Annotated in this window: 16 protein-coding genes; 5 read left to right on the plus strand and 11 right to left on the minus strand. The window is 62.1% G+C overall.

The genetic code is table 11. The features are described from left to right. Positions 1 to 24 precede the first annotated feature (24 nt). The 3 genes from ACO6VD_RS19205 to ACO6VD_RS19215 all read right to left on the minus strand — a co-directional run bounded on the left by ACO6VD_RS19205 (position 25) and on the right by ACO6VD_RS19215 (position 6,751). Positions 25 to 4,356 carry an ATP-binding protein gene (locus ACO6VD_RS19205; protein ID WP_422421333.1) on the minus strand — a complete coding sequence of 1,444 codons (4,332 nt, stop codon included), beginning with the start codon at positions 4,354 to 4,356 and terminating at the stop codon, positions 25 to 27. Positions 4,357 to 4,460: 104 nt separating this feature from the next. Then, positions 4,461 to 5,393 (minus strand): carbon-nitrogen hydrolase family protein, encoded by a 933-nt coding sequence (locus ACO6VD_RS19210; protein WP_422421335.1) that lies wholly within the window; start codon positions 5,391 to 5,393, stop codon positions 4,461 to 4,463. A 32-nt stretch (positions 5,394 to 5,425) separates the two neighbouring features. Further along, a complete protein-coding gene (locus ACO6VD_RS19215; protein WP_422421337.1) occupies positions 5,426 to 6,751 on the minus strand; it encodes an MFS transporter in 1,326 nt (441 codons plus the stop codon). An 88-nt stretch (positions 6,752 to 6,839) separates the two neighbouring features. Between ACO6VD_RS19215 and ACO6VD_RS19220 the strand changes: the two genes are divergently transcribed. Further along, positions 6,840 to 7,784, plus strand: a complete 945-nt coding sequence (locus ACO6VD_RS19220) for a LysR family transcriptional regulator (RefSeq protein ID WP_422421339.1) — start codon at positions 6,840 to 6,842, stop codon at positions 7,782 to 7,784. Here ACO6VD_RS19220 and ACO6VD_RS19225 read toward each other — a convergent pair. The 4 genes from ACO6VD_RS19225 to ACO6VD_RS19240 form a co-directional block, all read right to left on the minus strand. After that, the gene (locus ACO6VD_RS19225; protein ID WP_422421341.1) at positions 7,774 to 8,979 is read right to left on the minus strand and encodes an RtcB family protein; all 1,206 of its coding nucleotides are present in this window, start codon (positions 8,977 to 8,979) and stop codon (positions 7,774 to 7,776) included. The two genes, ACO6VD_RS19220 and ACO6VD_RS19225, sit on opposite strands and share 11 nt — an antisense overlap. 255 nt (positions 8,980 to 9,234) lie before the next feature. Further along, positions 9,235 to 10,440, minus strand: a complete 1,206-nt coding sequence (locus tag ACO6VD_RS19230) for an SGNH/GDSL hydrolase family protein (protein WP_422421343.1) — start codon at positions 10,438 to 10,440, stop codon at positions 9,235 to 9,237. After that, positions 10,440 to 11,555, minus strand: a complete 1,116-nt coding sequence (locus ACO6VD_RS19235) for a DUF459 domain-containing protein (protein ID WP_422421344.1) — start codon at positions 11,553 to 11,555, stop codon at positions 10,440 to 10,442. Before ACO6VD_RS19235 ends, ACO6VD_RS19230 begins: the two co-directional genes overlap by 1 nt. After that, on the minus strand, positions 11,542 to 12,945 hold the full coding sequence (locus tag ACO6VD_RS19240; RefSeq protein WP_422421346.1) for an MBOAT family O-acyltransferase: 1,404 nt from the start codon (positions 12,943 to 12,945) through the stop codon (positions 11,542 to 11,544). The genes ACO6VD_RS19235 and ACO6VD_RS19240 overlap by 14 nt, the downstream gene beginning before the upstream one ends. 243 nt (positions 12,946 to 13,188) lie before the next feature. On the opposite strand from ACO6VD_RS19240, the gene ACO6VD_RS19245 reads away from it, so the two are divergent. The 4 genes from ACO6VD_RS19245 to ACO6VD_RS19260 all read left to right on the plus strand — a co-directional run bounded on the left by ACO6VD_RS19245 (position 13,189) and on the right by ACO6VD_RS19260 (position 18,313). Then, positions 13,189 to 13,431, plus strand: a complete 243-nt coding sequence (locus ACO6VD_RS19245) for an exodeoxyribonuclease VII small subunit (protein WP_045182568.1) — start codon at positions 13,189 to 13,191, stop codon at positions 13,429 to 13,431. Continuing rightward, positions 13,428 to 14,315: a (2E,6E)-farnesyl diphosphate synthase gene (gene ispA, locus ACO6VD_RS19250; protein ID WP_422421348.1), complete on the plus strand. Its 888-nt coding sequence runs from the start codon at positions 13,428 to 13,430 to the stop codon at positions 14,313 to 14,315. Before ACO6VD_RS19245 ends, ispA begins: the two co-directional genes overlap by 4 nt. Before the next feature lie 139 nt (positions 14,316 to 14,454). Next, a complete protein-coding gene (dxs, locus tag ACO6VD_RS19255; RefSeq protein WP_422421350.1) occupies positions 14,455 to 16,353 on the plus strand; it encodes a 1-deoxy-D-xylulose-5-phosphate synthase in 1,899 nt (632 codons plus the stop codon). A 79-nt stretch (positions 16,354 to 16,432) separates the two neighbouring features. Then, positions 16,433 to 18,313, plus strand: a complete 1,881-nt coding sequence (locus tag ACO6VD_RS19260) for a TonB-dependent receptor domain-containing protein (protein ID WP_422421351.1) — start codon at positions 16,433 to 16,435, stop codon at positions 18,311 to 18,313. On the opposite strand, the gene ACO6VD_RS19265 is transcribed toward ACO6VD_RS19260, so the two are convergent. The 4 genes from ACO6VD_RS19265 to ACO6VD_RS19280 all read right to left on the minus strand — a co-directional run bounded on the left by ACO6VD_RS19265 (position 18,291) and on the right by ACO6VD_RS19280 (position 21,002). Further along, positions 18,291 to 19,100, minus strand: coding sequence for a cobalamin-binding protein (locus ACO6VD_RS19265; RefSeq protein ID WP_422421353.1), 810 nt, complete (start codon positions 19,098 to 19,100; stop codon positions 18,291 to 18,293). The genes ACO6VD_RS19260 and ACO6VD_RS19265 overlap by 23 nt on opposite strands. Further along, complete coding sequence (locus tag ACO6VD_RS19270; protein ID WP_422421354.1) at positions 19,100 to 19,519, minus strand: MFS transporter; 420 nt, start codon at positions 19,517 to 19,519, stop codon at positions 19,100 to 19,102. Before ACO6VD_RS19270 ends, ACO6VD_RS19265 begins: the two co-directional genes overlap by 1 nt. Continuing rightward, positions 19,516 to 20,133, minus strand: a complete 618-nt coding sequence (ribA, locus tag ACO6VD_RS19275; RefSeq protein ID WP_045182558.1) for a GTP cyclohydrolase II — start codon at positions 20,131 to 20,133, stop codon at positions 19,516 to 19,518. Before ribA ends, ACO6VD_RS19270 begins: the two co-directional genes overlap by 4 nt. Positions 20,134 to 20,231: 98 nt before the next feature. Beyond that, positions 20,232 to 21,002 (minus strand): substrate-binding periplasmic protein, encoded by a 771-nt coding sequence (locus tag ACO6VD_RS19280; protein ID WP_422421356.1) that lies wholly within the window; start codon positions 21,000 to 21,002, stop codon positions 20,232 to 20,234. Positions 21,003 to 21,008: the final 6 nt, after the last annotated feature.

Below are 21,008 nucleotides of genomic sequence, written 5' to 3' on the forward strand. Positions count from 1 at the left end.
TGGAGGGTTTGGACATACCTGAGCTTAGCTATCAAGTATAGAAAAGAGCTGATCGTACATACGCAAAATGCCGCCGGCGGCGGCTTTGACGGTAGCGGGGGCTGGCGCCTGGGCCACGAGACGGTGGAACTGGTCCATCAATTGGTCGATACAGGGCTGGCCGAACAGGGACAACGCCCCTTTCGAGCGATGACACCAGGCGCGCAAATCATCGTTGGAGCCATTCTCCAGGCAAGCACACAAGGCTTGGCGGTCATCACGCAGGGATTTCCAGTAGTCCTGGCGCATTTTTACGTTCGCCAGCAAGCTGCTCAGAAATGCCTGTATTGCTCCAGCGTCTATTTGTGCGGGATCGAAGGATTCGCAGGCACTGGCCAGATCGGTCACAGGGGCATTCGCCTCGACCTCTTCGCTGGCGTCAGCCAGTTCTTCGGCAACCTCCGAAAGCGCTTTCTGCAACGACGCCAGCGTAGTCGGTTTGAGCACGTAGGTATTCATGCCGACTTCGAAGCAACGCAGCAGCTCCTCGCGGACCGTGGTCGCCGTGACACCGACCACCGGGATACTGCTCAGGTCGTTACGTGGGCTGGCGCGAATCGCCCGCGTCAGGTCGAAACCATCCAGCACCGGCATGTGGCAGTCGGTGATGACCATGTCGAACGTCTCGGTTTCCAGCGCACGCAGCGCTTGCTCGCCATTGACGACCACGGTTGCGACATAGCCAAGCAACTGCAGTTGCTGCTGGATCACCTCGCGGTTGATCGGATGGTCTTCGGCTACCAGTACTTTTCGTCGCGCCAGGGCAGCAGCCGATTGTGCTTCCGGCACCCCAGGTTTGACCTGTTCCTTCGCTTTCGACTGTTCTTCCAGCAACGCCTCAAGGGCACCGAGAAAGGCTGTCCAGCGCAGCGGATTGGTACTCAGGCGGACCGTTCCGGCATAGGCACGGAAGCCCAGCTGCTTGGGCACCGCGCTAACCAGAATGACCTGCCGGGCATCACCAGCATCTTCGGGATGGTCCATGTCGACGAAATGAATGGCGTCGATCGGCGAGCTACTGTCGTCATCCAGCACCTGCATACCCGCAACCCTGGCGTGGGCTGCCAGGGCTTCACGGGCCACCGCACCGCGCACGCGGATCACCACCGCACGCCCCTTGAGCAACGGTAACTCGTAGTCGGTATCCAGCACCGAGCAGGGAACCCGTAAAAAGGCGGTGGTGCCAACACCCTCCTCGCTCTCCAGGGTCAACTGGCCATCCATCATCTGTGCCAGCCGCCGCGAGATCGACAGCCCCAGGCCGGTGCCGCCGAAGCGCCGCGTTGAACTGCGCTCGCTCTGCACGAAGGGAGCAAAGAGCCGCTGAATGTCGTCTTTGGGAATACCGATACCGGTATCCGCGACCGTCACCACCAGGACGGCAGAATCGTCACCGTTCGATTCAACGCTGGCGTGCAGTGTCACGCTACCCTGTTCGGTGAATTTGATCGCATTGCCGAACAGGTTGAGCAGGATCTGCCGGACCCGGATGCCGTCGGCGAGGATCATCGCCGGCACATCGGCGCCGACGGTCTGGCGCAGTTGCAAGCCTTTATCGTGAGCCTGGGGCAGCAGCAGGCTCATCACGCTGTCGAGCAGTTCGCGCAGATCCAGCGGCGCGCGCATGATGCTCAGACGTCCGGCCTCGATTTTGGCGTAGTCGAGGATATCGTCAAGGATCTGTGCCAGCGCCAGCCCCGACTCCTGGGCAAGGGCCAGCATGCGGTGCTGCTCCACCGAAAGGTCAGTGTTCTGCAGCAGTTCGACCAGACCCAGCACGCCATTCATCGGCGTGCGAATCTCGTGGCTCATCATCGCCAGGAAGCCTTCCTTGGTGCGCAGCGCCGCTTCGGCGCCTTCCTTCGCCACCAGCAGCGCTTCCGCTTGCTGGTGCTTGCCGGTCACATCGGAAAACACCCCGCTCCATACCGTGAAGTCCCCTTCGCGCCTGGGCATGGCACGGAACTGCGCCCAGCGCTCGCCCAGGTCTTTGGACAGTTTCAATTCCAGCTCTATCGGTGCCGGTACATCGCCGGCCTGGGCCAGTGCTTCGCGTATGCGCAGAAAGTCATCCCGCTCCAACAAGCGGCTGGCGATGTTCAGGTCATGCATCAGCGGGGGCGCCTTTGCGCCGAAAGTCTCCTCGGCATTACCGGCAAGATAGGTAAGTTCCCAGGGTTGACCCGGCGCACAGCGAATCTGCAGCACCACCGCCGGAAGACTTTCGGTGACATCCCTCAGTCGCAGTTCGACCAAACGTGCGCGCTGGCGGGCTTCGTGAATGTCGGTGACATCGAGATACATCGTCACTACGCCGCCGCCGCTGCCATCCCTGTTTCTGAACGGTACGGCCCAGGCAATCACAGTGCGCAACTGCCCCGTCGCATTTTCCAGGGGCAGCAGCAGATGACGAGCCTCCATCGCGCCCAGTGCCTCGTCCTGCAGCGTTGCCAGGGCTTCGATTGATGCATTGGGAAGTGGCCTGGGGCGTAACGTCGAACCGAGATAGTCCTCCTTGCGCACGCCAAAGAATTTCTCAAACGCAGGGTTGAGGGCGACGTAGCGCAGCTCGGCATCCTTGGCCGCGATCGGTTCCGGCAGACACGCCAGCAGCGCCTCTTTCAAGGCCAGCTCGTGCTCAAGGCGTGCCTCGCTCTCGCGGCGATGACGCACGTGCTGGCGCAGGCGCAGATGGCTGACAACCAGCGCCAGCAGCGCCAGGCTGCCCAGCAGTATCAACGACCAGTAGCGTGCCAGCAGCACTGTCCATGGTGTGTCGAACTGGTAGCCGACCAGCGTCCAGCGACGCTCGATGCGATTGCGCTCAAGCTCAGGTATTGCCGCCAGTGCACGTTCGAGGATGGCCAGTAACGGCGCCAATCTGACAGGCCCCCACAGGCCGAACTTCTCGTCGAATCCGACCGCCCCGCCAATTCTCAGATCGCCGCCATACTGTCCGCGTACCAGGGCATCCATGCTGGTCAGATTACCGATCATCGCGTCCGCACCGTTGGCCCTGACCAAGTCGAGTCCCTGGCGCATGTCGTCGACTGTCACCAGGTGCGTCACCGGCAAGTTGATACGTATCGCCGGTGTTAACGGATCACTGTCTACCACTGCCACCCGCTTACCCCGAACACCGTCCAGCGTGCTGATATAAGGCGCGCTGGTTGCGGTGACGATGACCAACGGCGCCGTGGCGTAGGTTCCGGCAGGTAGCAGCGGGGTGGCGAGCAGATCGCGCTTGCCGAGCGAGCCGGCGATCAGATCGATCTTGCCCTGTTGTACCCGCGTCAGCGCTTGCTCCAGGCTAACCGTAGGCACATAGGTTAAATCGATGTCGAGCAACCTTCCCAGGTAAGTCAGATAGTCGATGGTCAGCCCGCTCGGTACACCTCGCGAATCCTCTGTGGCGAAGGGCGGCTGGCTGACCGAAGTCACCGTGTAGCGAATGGTTTTCTGCGCACTCAGTACCTCATGCTCTTTGGCTGACAACGCCAGGCTGCTGGCACTGGCATCCTGGTCATCGAGTAACCAGTCGTCCCGTAGTCGCTCAAGCTCCACTTCCGGCAACAATGCCAGCCGGCGATCCAGTTCGCGGATTGTCCCGCTGCGGTTAACCGGTGCGGCGAAACGATAAGCGGTGTGCCCCAGATCGAGTCGCCGCAAGCTGTGTAAGCGCTCATTGCCCGGCTCGCGCAACACCCGGTTGAGCCGCGCCGCGGCACCAATGAATACATCGCCGTTGCCCGCCGCGAGCGTGGCCATCGCTTGGCGCACCGAATCCACTTCGATCAGTTGAATGTCAGGAAATTGCGCCTTCAGCTCGCGGCCCCACGGCGCCCCGCTTTCGGTAATGACAGTTGCACGGTCAAGAAATCCTGGCGCCAACGCCCGTTCATCGCCCATGCGTGCGATAACCAGCGCATTGCGTTCGAGGTAACCGGCCGAGTAGACCAGACAGTGCGCATACTCTGGAAAGGGTACCGCGCCCATCACCAGGTCCACCTCGCCGTCGCACGCTGCACGCATGGCGACATCACGCCGAGGCAGCGGCCGCGCCTCCAGCGCCACCCCGGATTTTGCCAGCAACTTGCTCAGCAGCTCGCCACTGAAGCCCGCCAGTCGACCATCCTCGACGCCTTCCAGCGGCTCGGCGTCCTCGACCACCGCAACCACAAGGTGCGCGGGCAAGCCACTGCTCTGCGCACCCAGGCTGGCCTGAAACGGCGCATGCAGCAAAACAACGGCGACCAACAGGCGTTTGATCGACCTCAGAGGGCTATGGCTATTTCGTTTGCGTACGACGGCACTCATCGGCGGCTCGACAATAGACCCGTCCAGCGCCTTGTAGCGCTGGAACTCAATCTATTGTGGCAGACGAGGCGTTTAACGCTGGGCGCAAGCGCGATTTGGCGCTGTCAATCCGCGTCAAACACCACCGGCTTAAGCGCCGCCGTATTGACCTTCAGGGTAAACACATCCGGTCGCGCGTAATGCCCGCACACGTCGAAGTCGAGGTTACTGGCCTGCCCCACGGTCAAGTCGATCTCGGCATACAGAATCGTCTCCTGATCAAACACCGGCCCGGCCAGCACCTGCCCGGTAGCACTGACGATCATGCTGCCGCCGTGCATGATGTAGTCCCCTTCTACCGCCTCCAGGCCAAAGTCTTCCCGGTAGGCTGCCGGGTACTCGCCGAGGGTGATCGCCTGGCATGCCGAGAGCACCGGTACGCGCCCTTCCAGAGCGATATGGACCATGGACGCCGCCCAGGTCGGACGGTCGTCAGCGGTCGGCGCACAGTAGATTTCAGTGCCCTGGGCATACATCGCCTGGCGCAGTGCGGGCATGTAGTTTTCCCAGCAGATCACCGTGCCGAGCTTGCCGAACGGGGTGTCTACCGGGGCGATGCTCGAGCCGTCGCCGAAGCCCCAGATGATGCGTTCCTGGCCAGTCGGCATCAGCTTGCGATGGAAGCCTGCCACGCCCTTGCCCGGTGCCAGGGTAACGGCGGTGCAATACAGAGTCCGGCCCAGGCGTTCGATGATGCCCATGACCACATGGACGCCGGTTTCATTGACCACTTCACAGAGCTTGGCCAGCTCCGGACCGTCGAGGCTGACGGCACCCTGGACATAGCGCAGGTACTGCGCGCGGCCGACATCACTACGGCTGCCGACGACGGTGCCAAAGGCGGCGCCTTTGGGGTAGCCACCAAGAAATGCTTCGGGGAATACCGCGAGTTCCGTGCCGCGCGCTGCGGCATCGCGAATCAGCCCGGCGGCCTTCTCGGCACTCTGCTGCGGCTCGAACGGAATGGATGAAGCTTGAACAACAGCAACCTTGATCATGAGTCTTCCCTTGATGAATGTGTGGATCGGCATCAACCGCGGGTGATGTCCCGGTCTTTGGTTTCCGGCAGCAGGAACCAGAGCACGATGAAGCAGATCAGCGACACCGCTGCCAGGTAGGCCGCAGGAATGTTCGGGTTGTGGGTGGCCTGGATCAGTGCCACGGCGATGAACGGTCCGGGGCCTGCCAGCAGCGCCAGGGCAACGTTGTGGCCAACGGCGGCACCGGTCGAACGGATCGAGGCCGGGAACACTTCAACCAGCAGCACCACATCCATCACTGCGGTGATCGCCACCAGCGCCGCCATGATCACCAGTCCCAGCAGGATCGCGGCGAAGCTGCCGGTGTTCATCAGCAGGAATACCGGATACGCCAACAGGGTCAGGCCGGCGGCGGCAGTCAGTACAAACGGACGACGGCCGAAGCGATCGCTCAGGCGACCGACCAACGGGTTGAACAGGGTGTAGAGCACCAGAGCCAGGCTGCACAGGACCAACGCGGTCGATTTGCTCAGGCCTACGGTCTGGGTCAGGTGGGTGTTGGCGTAGGTGATGAAGTAGTACAGCGACACCCCGAACAGCGCGGAGAAGGCGAACGAGACCACGAAGGCCCGTTGTTTGGCCCCTCGCGACACCTGCTCCAACCCACCGGTGGCACGCTTGTGTTGCAGCGCCTCGTAGACCGGGGTGTCACCCAGTTTGCGGCGGATGTACATGGCGACACCGGCCATGATGATCGAGGCCACGAACGGTACGCGCCAGCCCCAGGCCATGAGGTCCGCGTCCGACAGGGTCGCGGTGATGATCGCGGCGATGGCCGTACCACACAGGAATGCCGCGCCCGCAGTGCCGGTGATCACGCTGGCGGCGGTTGCCCGGCGGTTGGCGGGGGCACTTTCGACGATGTAGATACCGGCGCTGGACCACTCTCCGCCGACCATCATGCCCTGCAGAAAGCGCAGCGCGATCAACAGGATCGGTGCGGCAATGCCGATGGCGGCGTAGCCGGGCAACAGACCGATCAGGGTGGTGGCCAGACCCATGCCGAACACGGTGATGATCAACACCGCGCGGCGTCCCAGCTTGTCGCCAATCGGGCCCAGTACCACGGCGCCCAAGGGCCGCGACAGGAAGCCCACGGCAAACACCGCCAACGACGACAGCAGCGAAACGCCCGGTGCGCTGGACGGAAAGAACAGTTGCCCGATCACTGCGGCGAAGTAGCCGTAAATGGCAAAGTCGAACCATTCCATGAAGTTGCCAATGCCGACGGCAATAGCCCGTTTGCGCAGCTCTGCTGCGTCGTTTGATGAGACGGCGTGCTCACCCTGTTGCGATTGCACTATTGAATCTTGCATCCCCGGCCACCCGATTATTGTTGTGTTAGCACAGGGTCGAGATTAAGAATGTCGAGGCAAATTAATCAAACGAATACAAGAGATGACCATGATTAGTGTTGCTAATATCAGCAGGATCGACCTCAACCTGCTCATCGTTTTTCAGTGCCTGATGAACGAGCGCAGCGTGACCCGTGCGGCGGCGGTGCTGCATGTCACGCAAGGCGCGGTCAGCTCCTCGCTCAAGCGCCTGCGCGAACAGTTTCACGACGAGCTGTTCATCCGCACCAGCACCGGCATGGTGCCGACCCGCCGGGCGCTGGAGATCGCGCCGAAAGTCACTGAAGCGCTCAGCGCCGTGGCCTCCATCGTCGACAAGCGCCCGCAGTTTTCTGCCGAATCGTCGACCCGGGTGTTCAACATTGCGCTGTCGGATGACATCGAAAGCTACGTGTCGCCACGCCTGGTCAACGAAGCAAAAGCACGTGGGCTTTCGGTCAAATTTGCCTTTCACCAGAGCAACAGCTCGCTGTGGAAAACCTCGCTAGCCGACCCCGACATCGACCTGGTCCTGTGCTCCGAACCCAAGGAACTGACTTCGCATTACAGCTCACAGGTGCTGTTTTCTTCGTCCTACTCATGCCTGTACGACGGACCACGATTGAACCTGAAAAGCCCGCTCACCCGCGATGAATACCTCATGCATGAGCATGTGCGGATTTCCTTTGACGGGCGCCGGGGGTTCGTGGATGACCTGCTGGAGAGCGAAGGCGTCGCCCGGCGCGTGTCGGCATCCTTCACCCATTTCAGTGGCGCTCTGGCGACCCTGGTGCACAGCGACGTGATCGCTACCCTGCCCACCTTTGCGGCACTGTCCTATGCGCGGATTGCGCGTTTGACCGTCAGCCCGGTGCCGATTTTCGTCCCGGCCTTTCGCGTGTTCATGGTCTGGGACGTGGAGCACAACGACGACCCGCACAACCGCTGGCTGCGCAGCTTCATTATCGACACCACCCAGGACCTGCAGCGCGGATCGGGCGCCCTCAGCCTTTGACGCACACCACCTGGCGCAAGGTGTGCACCACCTCCACCAGCTCCTTTTGCGCCAGCATCACTGCATCGATGTCCTTGTAGGCCATGGGAATCTCATCGATCACGTCCTTGTCCTTGCGGCATTCGACATGCGCGGTGGCGCGCACCTGATCCTGCAGGGTGAACTGCTTTTTCGCCTGGGTGCGGCTCATGGTCCGCCCGGCGCCGTGGCTGCATGAGCAAAAGGAATCTTCATTGCCCAGGCCACGGACGATAAAACTCTTCGCGCCCATGGAGCCGGGGATGATGCCCAGCTCGCCTTTCTGTGCGGATACCGCGCCCTTGCGGGTTACCAGGATGTCCTGGCCGAAGTGGCGTTCGCGCTGCACATAATTGTGGTGACAGTTGACCCCTTCCAGGCTGGCCTCGAAGGGTCGTCCGAGTACCTGACGGGCCGCTGCAATCACTGCGTGCATCATCAAGGCACGGTTCTGCCGGGCAAAGTCCTGGGCCCATTCGACCGCTTCGACATAGTCGGCAAAGTGGCGGCTGCCTTCTTCGAAGTACGCCAGGTCTTTATCCGGCAGGTTGGCGATGTGCTGGCGCATGTCGGCCTGGGCCAGTTCGATGAACAGGTTGCCAATGGCGTTGCCGACTCCGCGCGAACCACTGTGCAGCATGAACCAGACGCGGTCGGTTTCATCCAGGCAGACTTCGATGAAATGGTTACCGCCGCCGAGGGTGCCCAGGTGCTGACGGTTGTTGGTTTTATCCAGCCGTGGGTATTTGCCGGTGATCGACCTGAAGCGCGCCGCCAGATCCTTCCAGGCATGGTCGGCTTGCGCGGGAACAGTGTCCCAGGCGCCCTGGTCATGGCGACCGAAAGTCTTGCCGTGGGGCACGGCCTTTTCGATGGCACTGCGCAGCCGGTGCAGGTTGTCAGGCAGGTCCGCGGCAACCAGCGAAGTGCGCGCGGCGATCATGCCACAGCCGATATCCACACCGACAGCCGCGGGGATAATCGCGCCGAGAGTGGGGATGACACTGCCGATGGTCGAGCCCTTGCCCAGGTGCACATCGGGCATGACTGCGAGGTGTTTGAAGATGAATGGCATCTTCGCCGTGTTGATCAGTTGCCGGCGGGCCTCGTCTTCCACCGGCACGCCCTCGGTCCAGAGTTTGATCGGTTTGCCACCGGCCACTTCGAGCAGGTTCATGTCACACCTCTGGTGTTGACGCAGATGTATTTACAACCAGAAACACAATGCGTGCAGAAAAATTTACAGTACACCAGACAGCTACTAAGGTGTATTCAGAGGACCGAATCGCGACTGGCTGGGAGCCGGTCGGCACATGCTGAGCAGGTGCCTTCGGGTATCTGGATTGGCCTCTTCTTTCGAGGGCCGGGGAGACAACTCCATGGGGCGCCGCAAGCCAACCCGGAGTTGTCCCCGCCTCTCCTTTTCCCGCCCTTACTTCAACTTCAGCTGCGCACGCAGATAGTCATGCAGTGCGGCCGCGCTCTTGCGGTAGCCGTCAGCGCTCAGGTGCACCAGATCGCCGCGGGCCAGACCTTGCGCCTGCCAGGCGACAATCGAACACTGCCCGCCCATAAAAGCCTGCCAGTCCCAGAACAGGGCGTTGGCTTGCCTGGCGGCCTCACGCTGAATACGGATGACCGCTGCCAGTTGCTGAGGCTGACGCGCCGCACAGCTGCGCGCCTTGCGCTGCTTGATCGAGTCCGGCGGACCGACGATCAACACCACTGCCCGTGGCAGGTCGCGGCGCAGGCGCTCCAGGGTCTGCTTTAACTGGGTCTGGTAGAGATTCAGGTCAAGGGTATCGTCGAAGGCTTCGTTGGTGCCGTAGGCGAGGATCACCAGGTCCGGGCGCAGGGCCTTGAGGCTGTCTTGCCAGCCGGGCTGCCATTTGTCTTGCACCTCAAGCCGGGCGCCATTGATGCCCAGAGCCGAGTAGATCACACCCGCGTTCTTCTGCCCCTGCAGGTACCAGCCGCCGAGGACGGTACCGGGGCGGCTGTCGAGGGTCAGGTCCAGTGGCAGGCCGAGATTGTTCACCACCGGGCCGAAGCGCCATTGCCCAGCGGTAGCAGCCAGCAGCCGACGGTTCTGGCCACGGGGGTCGCGCAGCAGCAGGCTGGTGCTCTCCTGTGCCTGGTACAAGGCCGATACCCGGTAGCGCTGGGCACTGGGCTGACGCGCCTCGATACGCACACTGGGCTTGGCCACCAAGGGCACCGACAGATAGCCGCCGAGGGGAAACTGCGTGCTCTGCTGATTGCGTGCCGACACCAACTGCCATTGGCGCTGGGCGGTCTTGAGGATGACCTGGTCATAACGCGTGCCGGGCACCGGTGTGGCAGACACCAGGCCAATGCCGCCATCGCCATACCGCGCCTGCAGCAAGCGGCGCATCTCGCCGCTGAAGAGGTCGGCGGCGGTGTGCGAATCGCCAAACTGCACAACTGTGACCGCCGCACGACTGGCGCTCTTGAACTTGTTGGCCAGTACGCTGAAATTGCCGTTGCTCTGGCTGGAAGCTTGTTTGGCTGGCGCATTGACCGGCTGCGCCGCAGTGTTGACTGCCGCCACCGGACTGCAGCCCGGCAGCGCACAGATCAGCAGGATCAAGCCCAGAATATTGTGCAGTCGGCGCATCAGTGTCCCGTTACCGTAAGGCCCGGAAAGGCGATCATCGACAAGATCTGTTCGGCGATCAGCTTCTGTCCGGTGATTGTGAAATGAATACCGTCATCGACCCGGGTCTTGACCCGTTTGCCTTGGCTGTTCTGCAAGGTATAGGAGAACTCGTCGTCCTGGTAACCCAGCACCGGGTTGGCCGAAAGGTAATGTTGCCGGTACAGCCCGGCTTGCTCCTGGTACAGGCCACTGAGGTAGGCCATGGCCGTGGAGAGTCGCGGCTTCTGCATGTTCGGCGGCCCGACCCAGATCACTTGAACCTGGTGCTCACGCGCCTGTTCCAGAATCGCATCGATGCGCTGGCGGTAGGCCGCTTCCCAGTCCGGTGACTTGAAGCGCAAGAACGGCTTGCCCTTGCCCTGGGGCATGTCCCAGGGGTCATTGGGACCGAGGAAGATCACCATCAGGCGGATGTTCGGTGAGCTGTCCAGGGTTTGCGCCACCGTTCGCGGCCAGTTGAAGAACCCTGGATACGCCAGCCCGGTGCTCTGTCGGCTGAGGTTGACGCTCTTGATCTGGTAGCGCTTGCGCAGGCTGTTGGCCAGGTGCGGCGCAACGCCTTGCATCAGGGAGTCGCCCACCAGAAATACCTCGTCGCCCGCCGCCAGGGAGACCACGGTGGCAGTCGGCAACGGGCTTGGGGCAATGGCTGCGGCAGGCTCGACCGGTGCTGCGGCCTGCGTCGGGGCAGCCACCTTGACCGCGACCGGCTTGCTCGCCACCACCGGTGGTGCGGTATGGGGGGCATCCAGATTCACTGAAACCACCGGTATCGACGCGGGTAGCTCGACGGTATCGACCTGCGCCACAGCCGTGCGGCTTTGCTCCAGGCTGGCGACAAAGCTGTCGCGGGCTGCGCCCAGGGCCTGGGTCAGCTCGCCACCCAAGCGCCACGCCGGGCTTTGCCCAAGCACGGGCAATTCGCAGCTTTGATGGTACTTCTGCTGGCAGTACAAGCTGATCGAGTCCTGATTCAGCCAGAACAGCAGCGCAGTGGTCAGCACGATAGCGTAGAAGGCTTTGGCCGCATTCAGTTGCACGCGCAACAGTTGGCCGGCGTTAAAAGCTTGCATAGATGAACCCCGGCACGCCCGACTGCGAAGCAAAGATAACCAGCGACACGAACACCCCGAGCGGAATCGGATAGAACTGCCAGGGCAAACGGCTCGTCGCAGTAAAGAATTTGCGCAGCAAGGCGAGCAGCTGCGGGTACACCGCCACATACAGCACGCTGGCCAGCAACAGCCAGCCGGTCGACGAGAACAGGCCATCCAGACTCAAGCCGCCGAGACCGGCGAGCATGTCCATGGCTTCGTCCAGGCTCGCGCTTCGGAAAAAGATCCAGGCAAAGGCCACGTAATGGAACGTCAGCAGGCGCGCTGCCAGCCCCGCCCCAGGCCAGCGCATCGGTTGCGGCAAGAGGTAAGTAGACGCCTTGTACAAGGCCAGGCCGATACCGTGCAGCGCGCCCCAAATGATGAAATTGAGGCTCGCCCCATGCCACAGGCCGGAAATCAGCATGGCCAGCAGCATGTTCAGATTGCCGCGCCATACGCCCCGGCGATTGCCACCCAGCGGGATGTACACGTAGTCGCGAATGAACAGTGACAGGCTGATGTGCCAGCGCGCCCAGAATTCCTTGAGGTTGTGTGCGGCATAAGGCGCGTTGAAGTTCTCTGGCAGACGGAAGCCGAGCAGCAGAGCAATGCCGGTCACCAGGTTGGTGTAGCCACTGAAGTTGAAATAGATCAGAAAACTGTAGCCATAGACGCTCAGCAGGATCTGTTCCGGCGAGTAGCTGCCAGGCGTTTCGAACACCGGGTCGACCCATTGACTGGCCAGCCAGGCACTGCAGAAAAACAGCTTGACCACCGCCAGGGCAATCAGCCCCAGCGCCCGCTGCGGCTCCAGCACCTGGCGCATGGCCTGCGGGCGGATCTGCGGCAACATATGGGCGGCGCGGTTGACGGGGCCGGCGATCAGGCTGGGAAAGAATGCCAGGTACAGGGCCAGATCCGGCAGGCTCGCTGAAGGCATCTCGCGGCGATTGATCGATACCAGGTAGCTGACCGAGTGAAAGGCGTAGAACGATAAGCCGATCGGCACCAGCACTTGCAGTACCGGCAGCGATACATCAATGCCGGCACTTGTCAGCGCGCCCTGCACGCCACCGACAAAGAACTCCTGGTACTTGAACAGATAGAAGCTGCCCAGCACCAACAGCCCTACCAGCAGATAGCTGAAGCGCCGCCCCGGATAACGTTCACCGAGCAAGCCCAGCAGATACACCAGCGCGCTATAGCCGAGCAGCACATACAGGGAAGAGAGGCTGAAACTGGCCACCAGGCCGTAACTGGCTGCCAGCAGCAGCAAGTTCTGCAGGCGCAGGTTCCAGCACAAACTCCAGTAAATAAGGAAGAACAGGGTGAAGCTGAGGCCAAACTCGATCGAAAGGAAGCTCACAACGTAGTCCATTACGTAACGTCAGAAAAAAGCGGCCCACCGGCGTGAATCCCGCGAGATAAAGCGGTCGCGATTATGGCAGAGAGCCACAACCCCCCACAATGCGAGCCTTGCAGGAAAATCAAGGCTTAACCGCCGGTCTTTATGCAACAGAATGCGACGAAAGATCCGCCCTATCGATTTGCTCCCCCCGCCCCGCTCTGCTAGTGTCGCGCCGTTTATACCGCCACCGAGACAGCCGCCATGGCCCGAAAAAAAGCCTCTATTGATTTCGAGCAATCCCTCGCCGACCTGCAAGCTCTGGTCGAGCGCCTGGAGAACGGTGAGCTGTCGCTGGAAGACTCGCTGACCGCCTTCGAACAGGGCATCAGCCTGACCCGCGATTGTCAGAGCGCTCTGGTCCAGGCCGAGCAGAAAGTCCAGGTACTGCTGGAGCGCGACGGCGAACTGAAGGCCGAACCTTTCGACGCGGAACAGGCAGAATGATTGCCCACTACCAGGCCAGCTGCCAGGCACGCGTCGATGCCGCCCTCGAACAGTTGTTCGTCCCGCCTTCGGTAGAGCTGACCCGCCTCTACGCCGCCATGCGCTACAGCGTGATGAACGGCGGCAAGCGTGTGCGTCCGCTGCTCACCTACGCGGCCTGCGAAGCTCTTGGCGTTGTCCCCGAACAAGCCAACGGCGCCGCCTGCGCCGTCGAGCTGATCCATGCCTACTCGCTGGTGCACGACGACCTGCCGGCCATGGACGATGACGACCTGCGCCGTGGTCAGCCGACTACCCACAAGGCCTATGACGAAGCCTGCGCGATTCTCGCCGGCGACGGCTTGCAGAGTCTGGCGTTCAACGCCCTGCTCGATCCGCAATTGAGCCCCCAGGCTGACAGCGTCCGCCTGGCCATGGTCCAGACCCTGGCTCTGGCCGCAGGTCCGGCCGGCATGGTCGGCGGTCAGGCCATCGACCTCGGCTCGGTGGGCCTCAAGCTTGATCAAGCGGCGCTTGAGTTCATGCACCGGCACAAGACCGGCGCGTTGATCGAAGCCAGCGTCAGGCTTGGCGCCCTGGCCAGCGCTCGCGCCGACCAGACCCAGCTCAACGCCCTGCAGACCTACGCCCGGGCTATCGGCCTGGCGTTCCAGGTGCAGGACGATATTCTCGATGTTGAAAGCGACACCGAAACCCTGGGCAAACGCCAGGGTGCCGATATCGCCCGCGACAAACCGACCTACCCGGCCCTGCTCGGGCTGGACGCTGCCAAGGCCTATGCCCTGGAGCTGCGCGACCAGGCGCTGGAAGCCCTGCGGCCTTTCGACGCAGCGGCCGAGCCGTTGCGCGAATTAGCCCGTTATATCGTTGAGCGCCGTAACTAAACGCTGATCGCATCGCGGGGAAAGCCCGCTCCCACGGCATTCCGGTGGGAGCGGGCTTGCCCCGCGATTAGCGCAAATGGGCAGCCAATACCGCAATAAGGTAAACTGCCGCCACTTCATATCTATAACGATTCGCCTGATGCCCACGACGTTTCAAGAGATCCCCCGCGAACGCCCGGTCACGCCGCTGCTCGACCGTGCCGATACGCCCGCCGGCCTGCGCCGGCTGGCTGAAGCCGACCTGGAGAACCTGGCTGACGAACTGCGCCAGGAGCTGCTCTATACCGTTGGTCAAACCGGCGGGCATTTCGGTGCCGGCCTGGGCGTTATCGAGCTGACGATTGCCCTGCACTACGTTTTCGACACCCCGGACGACCGGCTGGTGTGGGACGTGGGTCACCAGGCGTATCCGCACAAGATCCTCACCGGTCGCCGCCAGCGCATGAATACCCTGCGCCAGAAGGACGGCCTGGCCGCCTTCCCGCGTCGCGCCGAGAGCGAGTACGACACCTTTGGCGTCGGTCACTCCAGCACCTCGATCAGCGCAGCGCTGGGCATGGCCATTGCCGCCCGCCTGCAGAATGATCCGCGCAAGTCGATCGCCGTCATCGGCGATGGCGCGCTGACTGCCGGCATGGCCTTCGAGGCGTTGAACCACGCCCAGGAAGTCGACGCCGACATGCTGGTGATCCTCAACGACAACGACATGTCGATCTCGCGCAATGTCGGTGGTTTGTCCAACTACCTGGCCAAGATCCTCTCCAGCCGCACCTATTCGAGCATGCGCGAAGGCAGCAAAAAAGTGCTCTCGCGTCTGCCCGGCGCCTGGGAAATCGCTCGCCGCACCGAAGAGTATGCCAAGGGCATGCTGGTGCCTGGCACCCTGTTCGAAGAGCTGGGCTGGAACTATATCGGCCCGATCGACGGTCACGACCTGCCAACCCTGATCACTACCCTGCGTAACATGCGCGACCTCAAGGGGCCGCAGTTCCTGCACGTGGTGACGAAAAAGGGTAAAGGTTTCGCTCCGGCTGAAGTCGACCCGATCGGCTATCACGCCATCACCAAGCTTGAGCCTGTCGATGCACCGGCGGCCGCGCCGAAAAAGGCTGGCGGTCCGAAGTACTCGGCGGTGTTCGGCCAGTGGCTGTGCGACATGGCCGCGGCGGATCAGCGTCTGGTCGGCATCACCCCGGCGATGAAGGAAGGCTCTGACCTGGTGGCGTTCAGCGAACGCTATCCCGAGCGCTACTTCGACGTCGCCATCGCTGAGCAACACGCGGTGACCCTGGCCGCCGGCATGGCCTGTGAAGGTGCCAAGCCAGTGGTAGCGATCTACTCGACGTTCCTGCAGCGCGCCTACGATCAGCTGATCCATGACGTCGCCGTGCAGAACCTCGACGTGCTGTTCGCCATCGACCGTGCAGGCCTGGTCGGTGAAGACGGCCCGACGCACGCCGGTAGTTTCGACCTGTCGTTCTTGCGCTGCATCCCCGGCATGCTGGTGATGACCCCGAGCGACGAGAACGAGCTGCGCAAGATGCTCAGCACCGGTCACCTGTATAACGGCCCTGCGGCCGTGCGCTACCCGCGTGGCAGCGGCCCGAACGCGGCCATCGAGAGCAACCTCGAACCACTGGAAATCGGTAAAGGCATCGTTCGCCGCCAAGGCAGCAAGGTTGCCCTGCTGGTGTTCGGCGTACAGCTTGCCGAAGCCTTCAAGGTTGCCGAAAGCCTCGATGCCACCGTCGTCGACATGCGCTTCGTCAAACCCCTGGATGAAACCCTGGTACGCGAAATGGCAGCCAGCCATGAGCTGCTGGTGACCATCGAAGAAAACGCCATCATGGGTGGCGCTGGCGCTGCCGTCAGCGAGTTCCTCGCCCGCGAAGCCGTGCTCAAGCCAGTGCTGCATCTGGGCTTGCCGGATGTCTATGTCGAGCATGCCAAGCCTGCGCAGATGCTGGCCGAGTGCGGGCTGGATGTTGCCGGTATCGAAGCGTCGGTGCGTCAGCGGATGCAACTGCTCGGTCTTTGAGGCCTAATCGCGGGGCAAGCCCGCTCCCACCAGATTGCTGTGGGAGCGGGCTTGCCCCGCGATAGCAATGGAACTGCCCATGAAGCTCTATCGCCTTACCCCGCTGCTGTTCTGCCTGCCTACCTCTCTGCTGGCCGACCCCATCGATCGCGACAGCGCCCTGAAGCTGCCCAACACCTTGATCAGCGCCAACCGCCAGGTTGAAGACCGCACGCAAACCAGTGCCGCCAACACGGTATTCACCCGCGACGACATCGATCGCCTGCAGCCCTCCAGCGTCACTGACCTGCTGACCCGCGTGCCGGGGGTTCAGGTCGCACCTACCGGTGGACGTGGCAGCGTGCCCGGCATCTACATCCGCGGCAGCAAGACGGCACAAAGCCTGGTGCTGGTGGACGGCGTGCGCATTGCCAATGCCACCTCCGGTGACAGTGGTCTGCAGTTTCTCAATGTCGACCAGATCGAGCGCGTTGAAGTGCTGCGCGGCTCACGCTCGGCAGTCTACGGCAGCGACGCGATTGGCGGCGTCATCCAGATTTTCACCCGCCGCAGTGCCCAACAGGGCTTGCAGCCACGCCTGCGCCTGGCGGCTGGTAGCAATCAGACCTGGCAGCGCAGCCTCGGGCTGTCCGGCGGCGATCAGGACACTCGCTTCAATCTCGGCGCCAGCCTCGATGAAAGCGCCGGTATCGACTGGAGCCATACCTCTTACCCCAGCGATGGCGACCATGACGCCTACCGCAACAAGTCGTTCAACCTGAGCCTCAGCCACAATTTCAGTGACAACGTTGAAGCCGGCCTCAACCTGCTCGACAGCCGCGGCCGTAGCGAGTACGACAACCCGTACGGGCGCTTCGACATGGACACCTTCCAGAGTTTTGGTCAGGCCCCCTACACCGACTACACAGTCAGTAGCCTGGGCAGTTACCTGGGCGCACAGCTCAACGAGCACTGGTACTCGCGCCTTGAACTTGGCCATAGCGAAAACCGCGACAAGAAGCGCGACAAACTCAGCAGCGACAGCAGCGAGTTCAACACCTATCGCGATTCAGCCAGCTGGCAGAACGACCTGACGTTCGATGAGCAAAACAGCCTGATGGTCGGCGCCGACTGGTACCAGGACCGCGTTCATGGCAGCACCAACTTCGACGAAGACAGCCGTTGGAACCGCGCAGCTTTTATCCAGCACCGTTTCAAGGGTGACTGGTTTTCCACTGAGCTGGGCTTGCGTCGCGATCAGAACCAGCAGTTCGGTGGGCAGAATACCTGGAGCGGCAGCCTGACCCTGCCGGTCAACCCGGACAACGACCTGCTGCTGTCCTACAGCGAAGGCTTCCGCGCCCCGACGTTCAACGACCTGTATTACCCGCAGTACAGTAACCCGGACCTCAAGCCTGAGCGCTCGAAAAGCTATGAGCTGCAGTGGCGCAGCCAATTGAGCGAAGACAGTCGCCTGGAAGCTTCGATCTACCGTACTGACCTACGTGACGCGATCATCTTCGGCGCGAATTCGATCCCGAGTAATGTGGCCTCGGCCCGGATCAACGGCTTCGAGGCCGCCTTGCACCAAACCTGGTTTGGCTGGCAGAGTAATCTCGGCCTGGCGATGATCGATCCGCGCGATCGCGACAGCGGTCATACCCTGGCCCGCCGTGCCCGGCGCACCCTGAGCCTGGATCTTGACCGGCAATTCGAGCAACTGGGTCTGGGCGCCAGCTGGCAAGCGGTGAGCAGCAGTTACGACGATGAGGCCAACAGTAATAGCCTGGGCGGCTATGGCCTTCTCGGCCTGCGCAGCAGCTGGACCTTGAATCCTGAGATCAAGCTCGACCTGAAGGTCGATAACGTGCTGGACAAAGCTTACTCCCGTGCCCAGTACTCATACGAAGGTACCCAGTACGGCTACCGCGAAGAAGGCCGCACCTGGCTTCTGGGCATCACCTGGACACCGGCGCTGTAGTCTCCAGCACCTGACACAAGCGCGCCGTTGCCTCGACCATCTGCCCGCTGGGCCGCTCCAGGCCCTTGTCCGGCACTAACAGCAAGCGTCCATTGCGTACGGCATCAACCTGCGGCCAGGCCTTCCAGGCGTCGAGCTGGGCCTGTTCGCTGGCGAGGATCACCTGAGGATCACGCAACAGCACCGATTCAAGGTTTACCTGCGGCGCTGGCAGCTTGAGCTCGGCGAATACATTGCGTGCACCACACACCGCCAGGGCATCGCTGACGATCTGCCCGCCACCGACCGTATACAGGGGCTTGTCCCAGACCTGATAAAAGACCCGTAGCGGCTGTTCTCGATGATAGCGTGCACGCAGCGCCTGCAAGCGCTCGCGCAGTTGCTGCGCCAGTGCTCTGCCTTGCGTCGCTCGCCCGATCTGCACGCCGATGGCCTCGATCTGTTCGATCATTTCATCGATGCCCTGAGGTTCGGCAGTGAAGGTGGCGATGCCCAGGCGTTTGAGTTGATCCCGCTGGGCGGCGGGCACACTGCCCGGCCAGAGCAGCAGCAGGTCAGGCTTGAGGCTGAGCAAGCGTTCCATATCGATCTGGCCGTAGCGCCCGACCGAGGGCACCTCGGCCAGCTCAGCAGGGCGTTCACCGCCGTCGAGCATGCCGACCAGTAGATCGGCAGCCTGCAGCTCAACGACAATTTCCGACAATGAAGGCGCCAGGCTGACCACCCGGGTGGCCGCCGCGAGCGGCGCGGCCAGTATCAGCAATACCAGCAGCAAAGCGCCGCGCATCAGCCCAGCTGACGCGGAATACGGTAGAGGTAGAGCAGCACCAGGCTGGAGATGAGCAGGAGGATCTGCGGCACCGTTTCCAGACCGACAAACACCGACAAGGCCGATACCCACGCCGGCAGGCAGGCAAACAGCATGCCCCGGCGCCGCACAGCGGCTAGCTTGTTCCAGGCCGCAGGCTCGGCGTCGCTATTCAGGGCTTTTTCTGTGGCGATCAGTGCGTGCTTGTAGGCATGAAAGCGCCGCAGGCTGAGGAACATTGTCGCCACGCCGACAATGAACACCGCCATGGTCACAGTCGGGATCAGCGCCTGGCTACCACCGAAGGCCCAGCCCAGCACCAGCAAGGGTGCCACTGCCGCGCCAAGGTACTGCCACCAGGACACCGTCAGACGGCGACGAACCTGGCCGCGGGTCACGCCCGACCGGCCTCGCCCTGGTGCTCGTTGCCCATCATGTGGCCGAGCTTGCCGGCCTTGGTGGCCAGGTAGTGTTTGTTGTGCGGATTATGACCGGTGTGCAGCGGCACCCGCTCGGCAACCGGGATGCCCATGCCGGTCAGCGCCTTGACCTTGCGCGGGTTGTTGGTCATCAGCCGCAGCGACGTAACCCCCAGGTGCTCAAGCATCGGCTGGCACATGCCATAGTCACGCTGGTCGGCGGCAAAGCCCAGGCGCTCGTTGGCCTCGACGGTATCGGCGCCGCCATCTTGCAGCTCATAGGCGCGAATCTTGTTCAACAGGCCGATGCCACGGCCTTCCTGACGCAGATACAGCAGCACGCCACGGCCTTCACGGGCGATGGCCTGCAGGGCAGCCTCAAGCTGGGAGCCGCAATCGCAACGCTGGCTGAACAAGGCATCGCCGGTCAGGCATTCGGAATGCAGGCGCCCCAGCACCGGTTGCCCATCGGCAACATCACCGAGGCTGAGCACAACGTGCTCGCGGCCCGTGGCTTCATCGAGAAAACCATGCATGGTGAAAGTCGCAAACGGGGTAGGCAGCTTGGAAGCGGCAACAAAGACGACGGGCACTTTGTGCTCCTGATTTGAAAGCTTGAAGAATAAAGTGAGCCGATTGTATCAGTATGTGGAGGAGCTGCTCAGGTCGAATGTTTGTTCATTCCTATCGATCAGTGCGATTTTACCTGCTCCTGGCGCCCCTTTTCATCGAACGGATAGGGCTGCTCCCAGTGACTGAAGATCGCGCGCAACTCGCCACTGGCGACCAGTTTGTCCATGCGCTGGTCAAACAGTTCTTGGAGTGCACGGGCTTGAGAGGTCTTGCCAAAGGCCAGGTACAGCGGCAGTTCGGCAATGTGCGTGCTGCGAAACCTGCGGCGTTCGCCGGCTGCGGCCTGGTTCAGCACGTATTCGACTTCAGTCTGCGCATCGATGTAGAAATCCACGCGCCCGCGCTCGAGCATCGGCAAGATCCCTTCGCGCCGCTGCACCTCACGGTACTCACCGACATTGGGCAGGTAATCCTGATAGTCGTAGCCGCGTACCCAGGAAAGCTTGAACTGCTTCAGGTTCTCCGGGGTCGGCACGGGTTTGCTGTTGAGGCTCAGGGCGTAGATATGATCGGTGTCGAAATTCCACCGCGGGTAGATATTGTCGGTGCTTTCTTCGTGATAGGAACCAACCCAGGCATCGGCTTCGCCGCGCTTGACCAGGCCGATTGCACGGCTGTACGGGACGCTGAGCACCTCTACCTTGACGCCCGCAGGCTCAAACACCTTGCGCATGATATCCCAGGCAATGCCGGTGCCGTCGGCATTGGTGTAGTCCTCCCAGCGCTCGCTGGCCAGGCGCACCTGCTTGGGTACTTCGATGGTTTCGCTGGCGTGAACACCGCTGACGGCCAGCGTCAGGATCAACAGGACTACTCGCCATCCACGCATTGCACC

Source organism: Pseudomonas sp. GZD-222, from assembly GCF_049310525.1.
In the GTDB taxonomy this organism is placed as follows: Bacteria; Pseudomonadota; Gammaproteobacteria; order Pseudomonadales; family Pseudomonadaceae; genus Aquipseudomonas.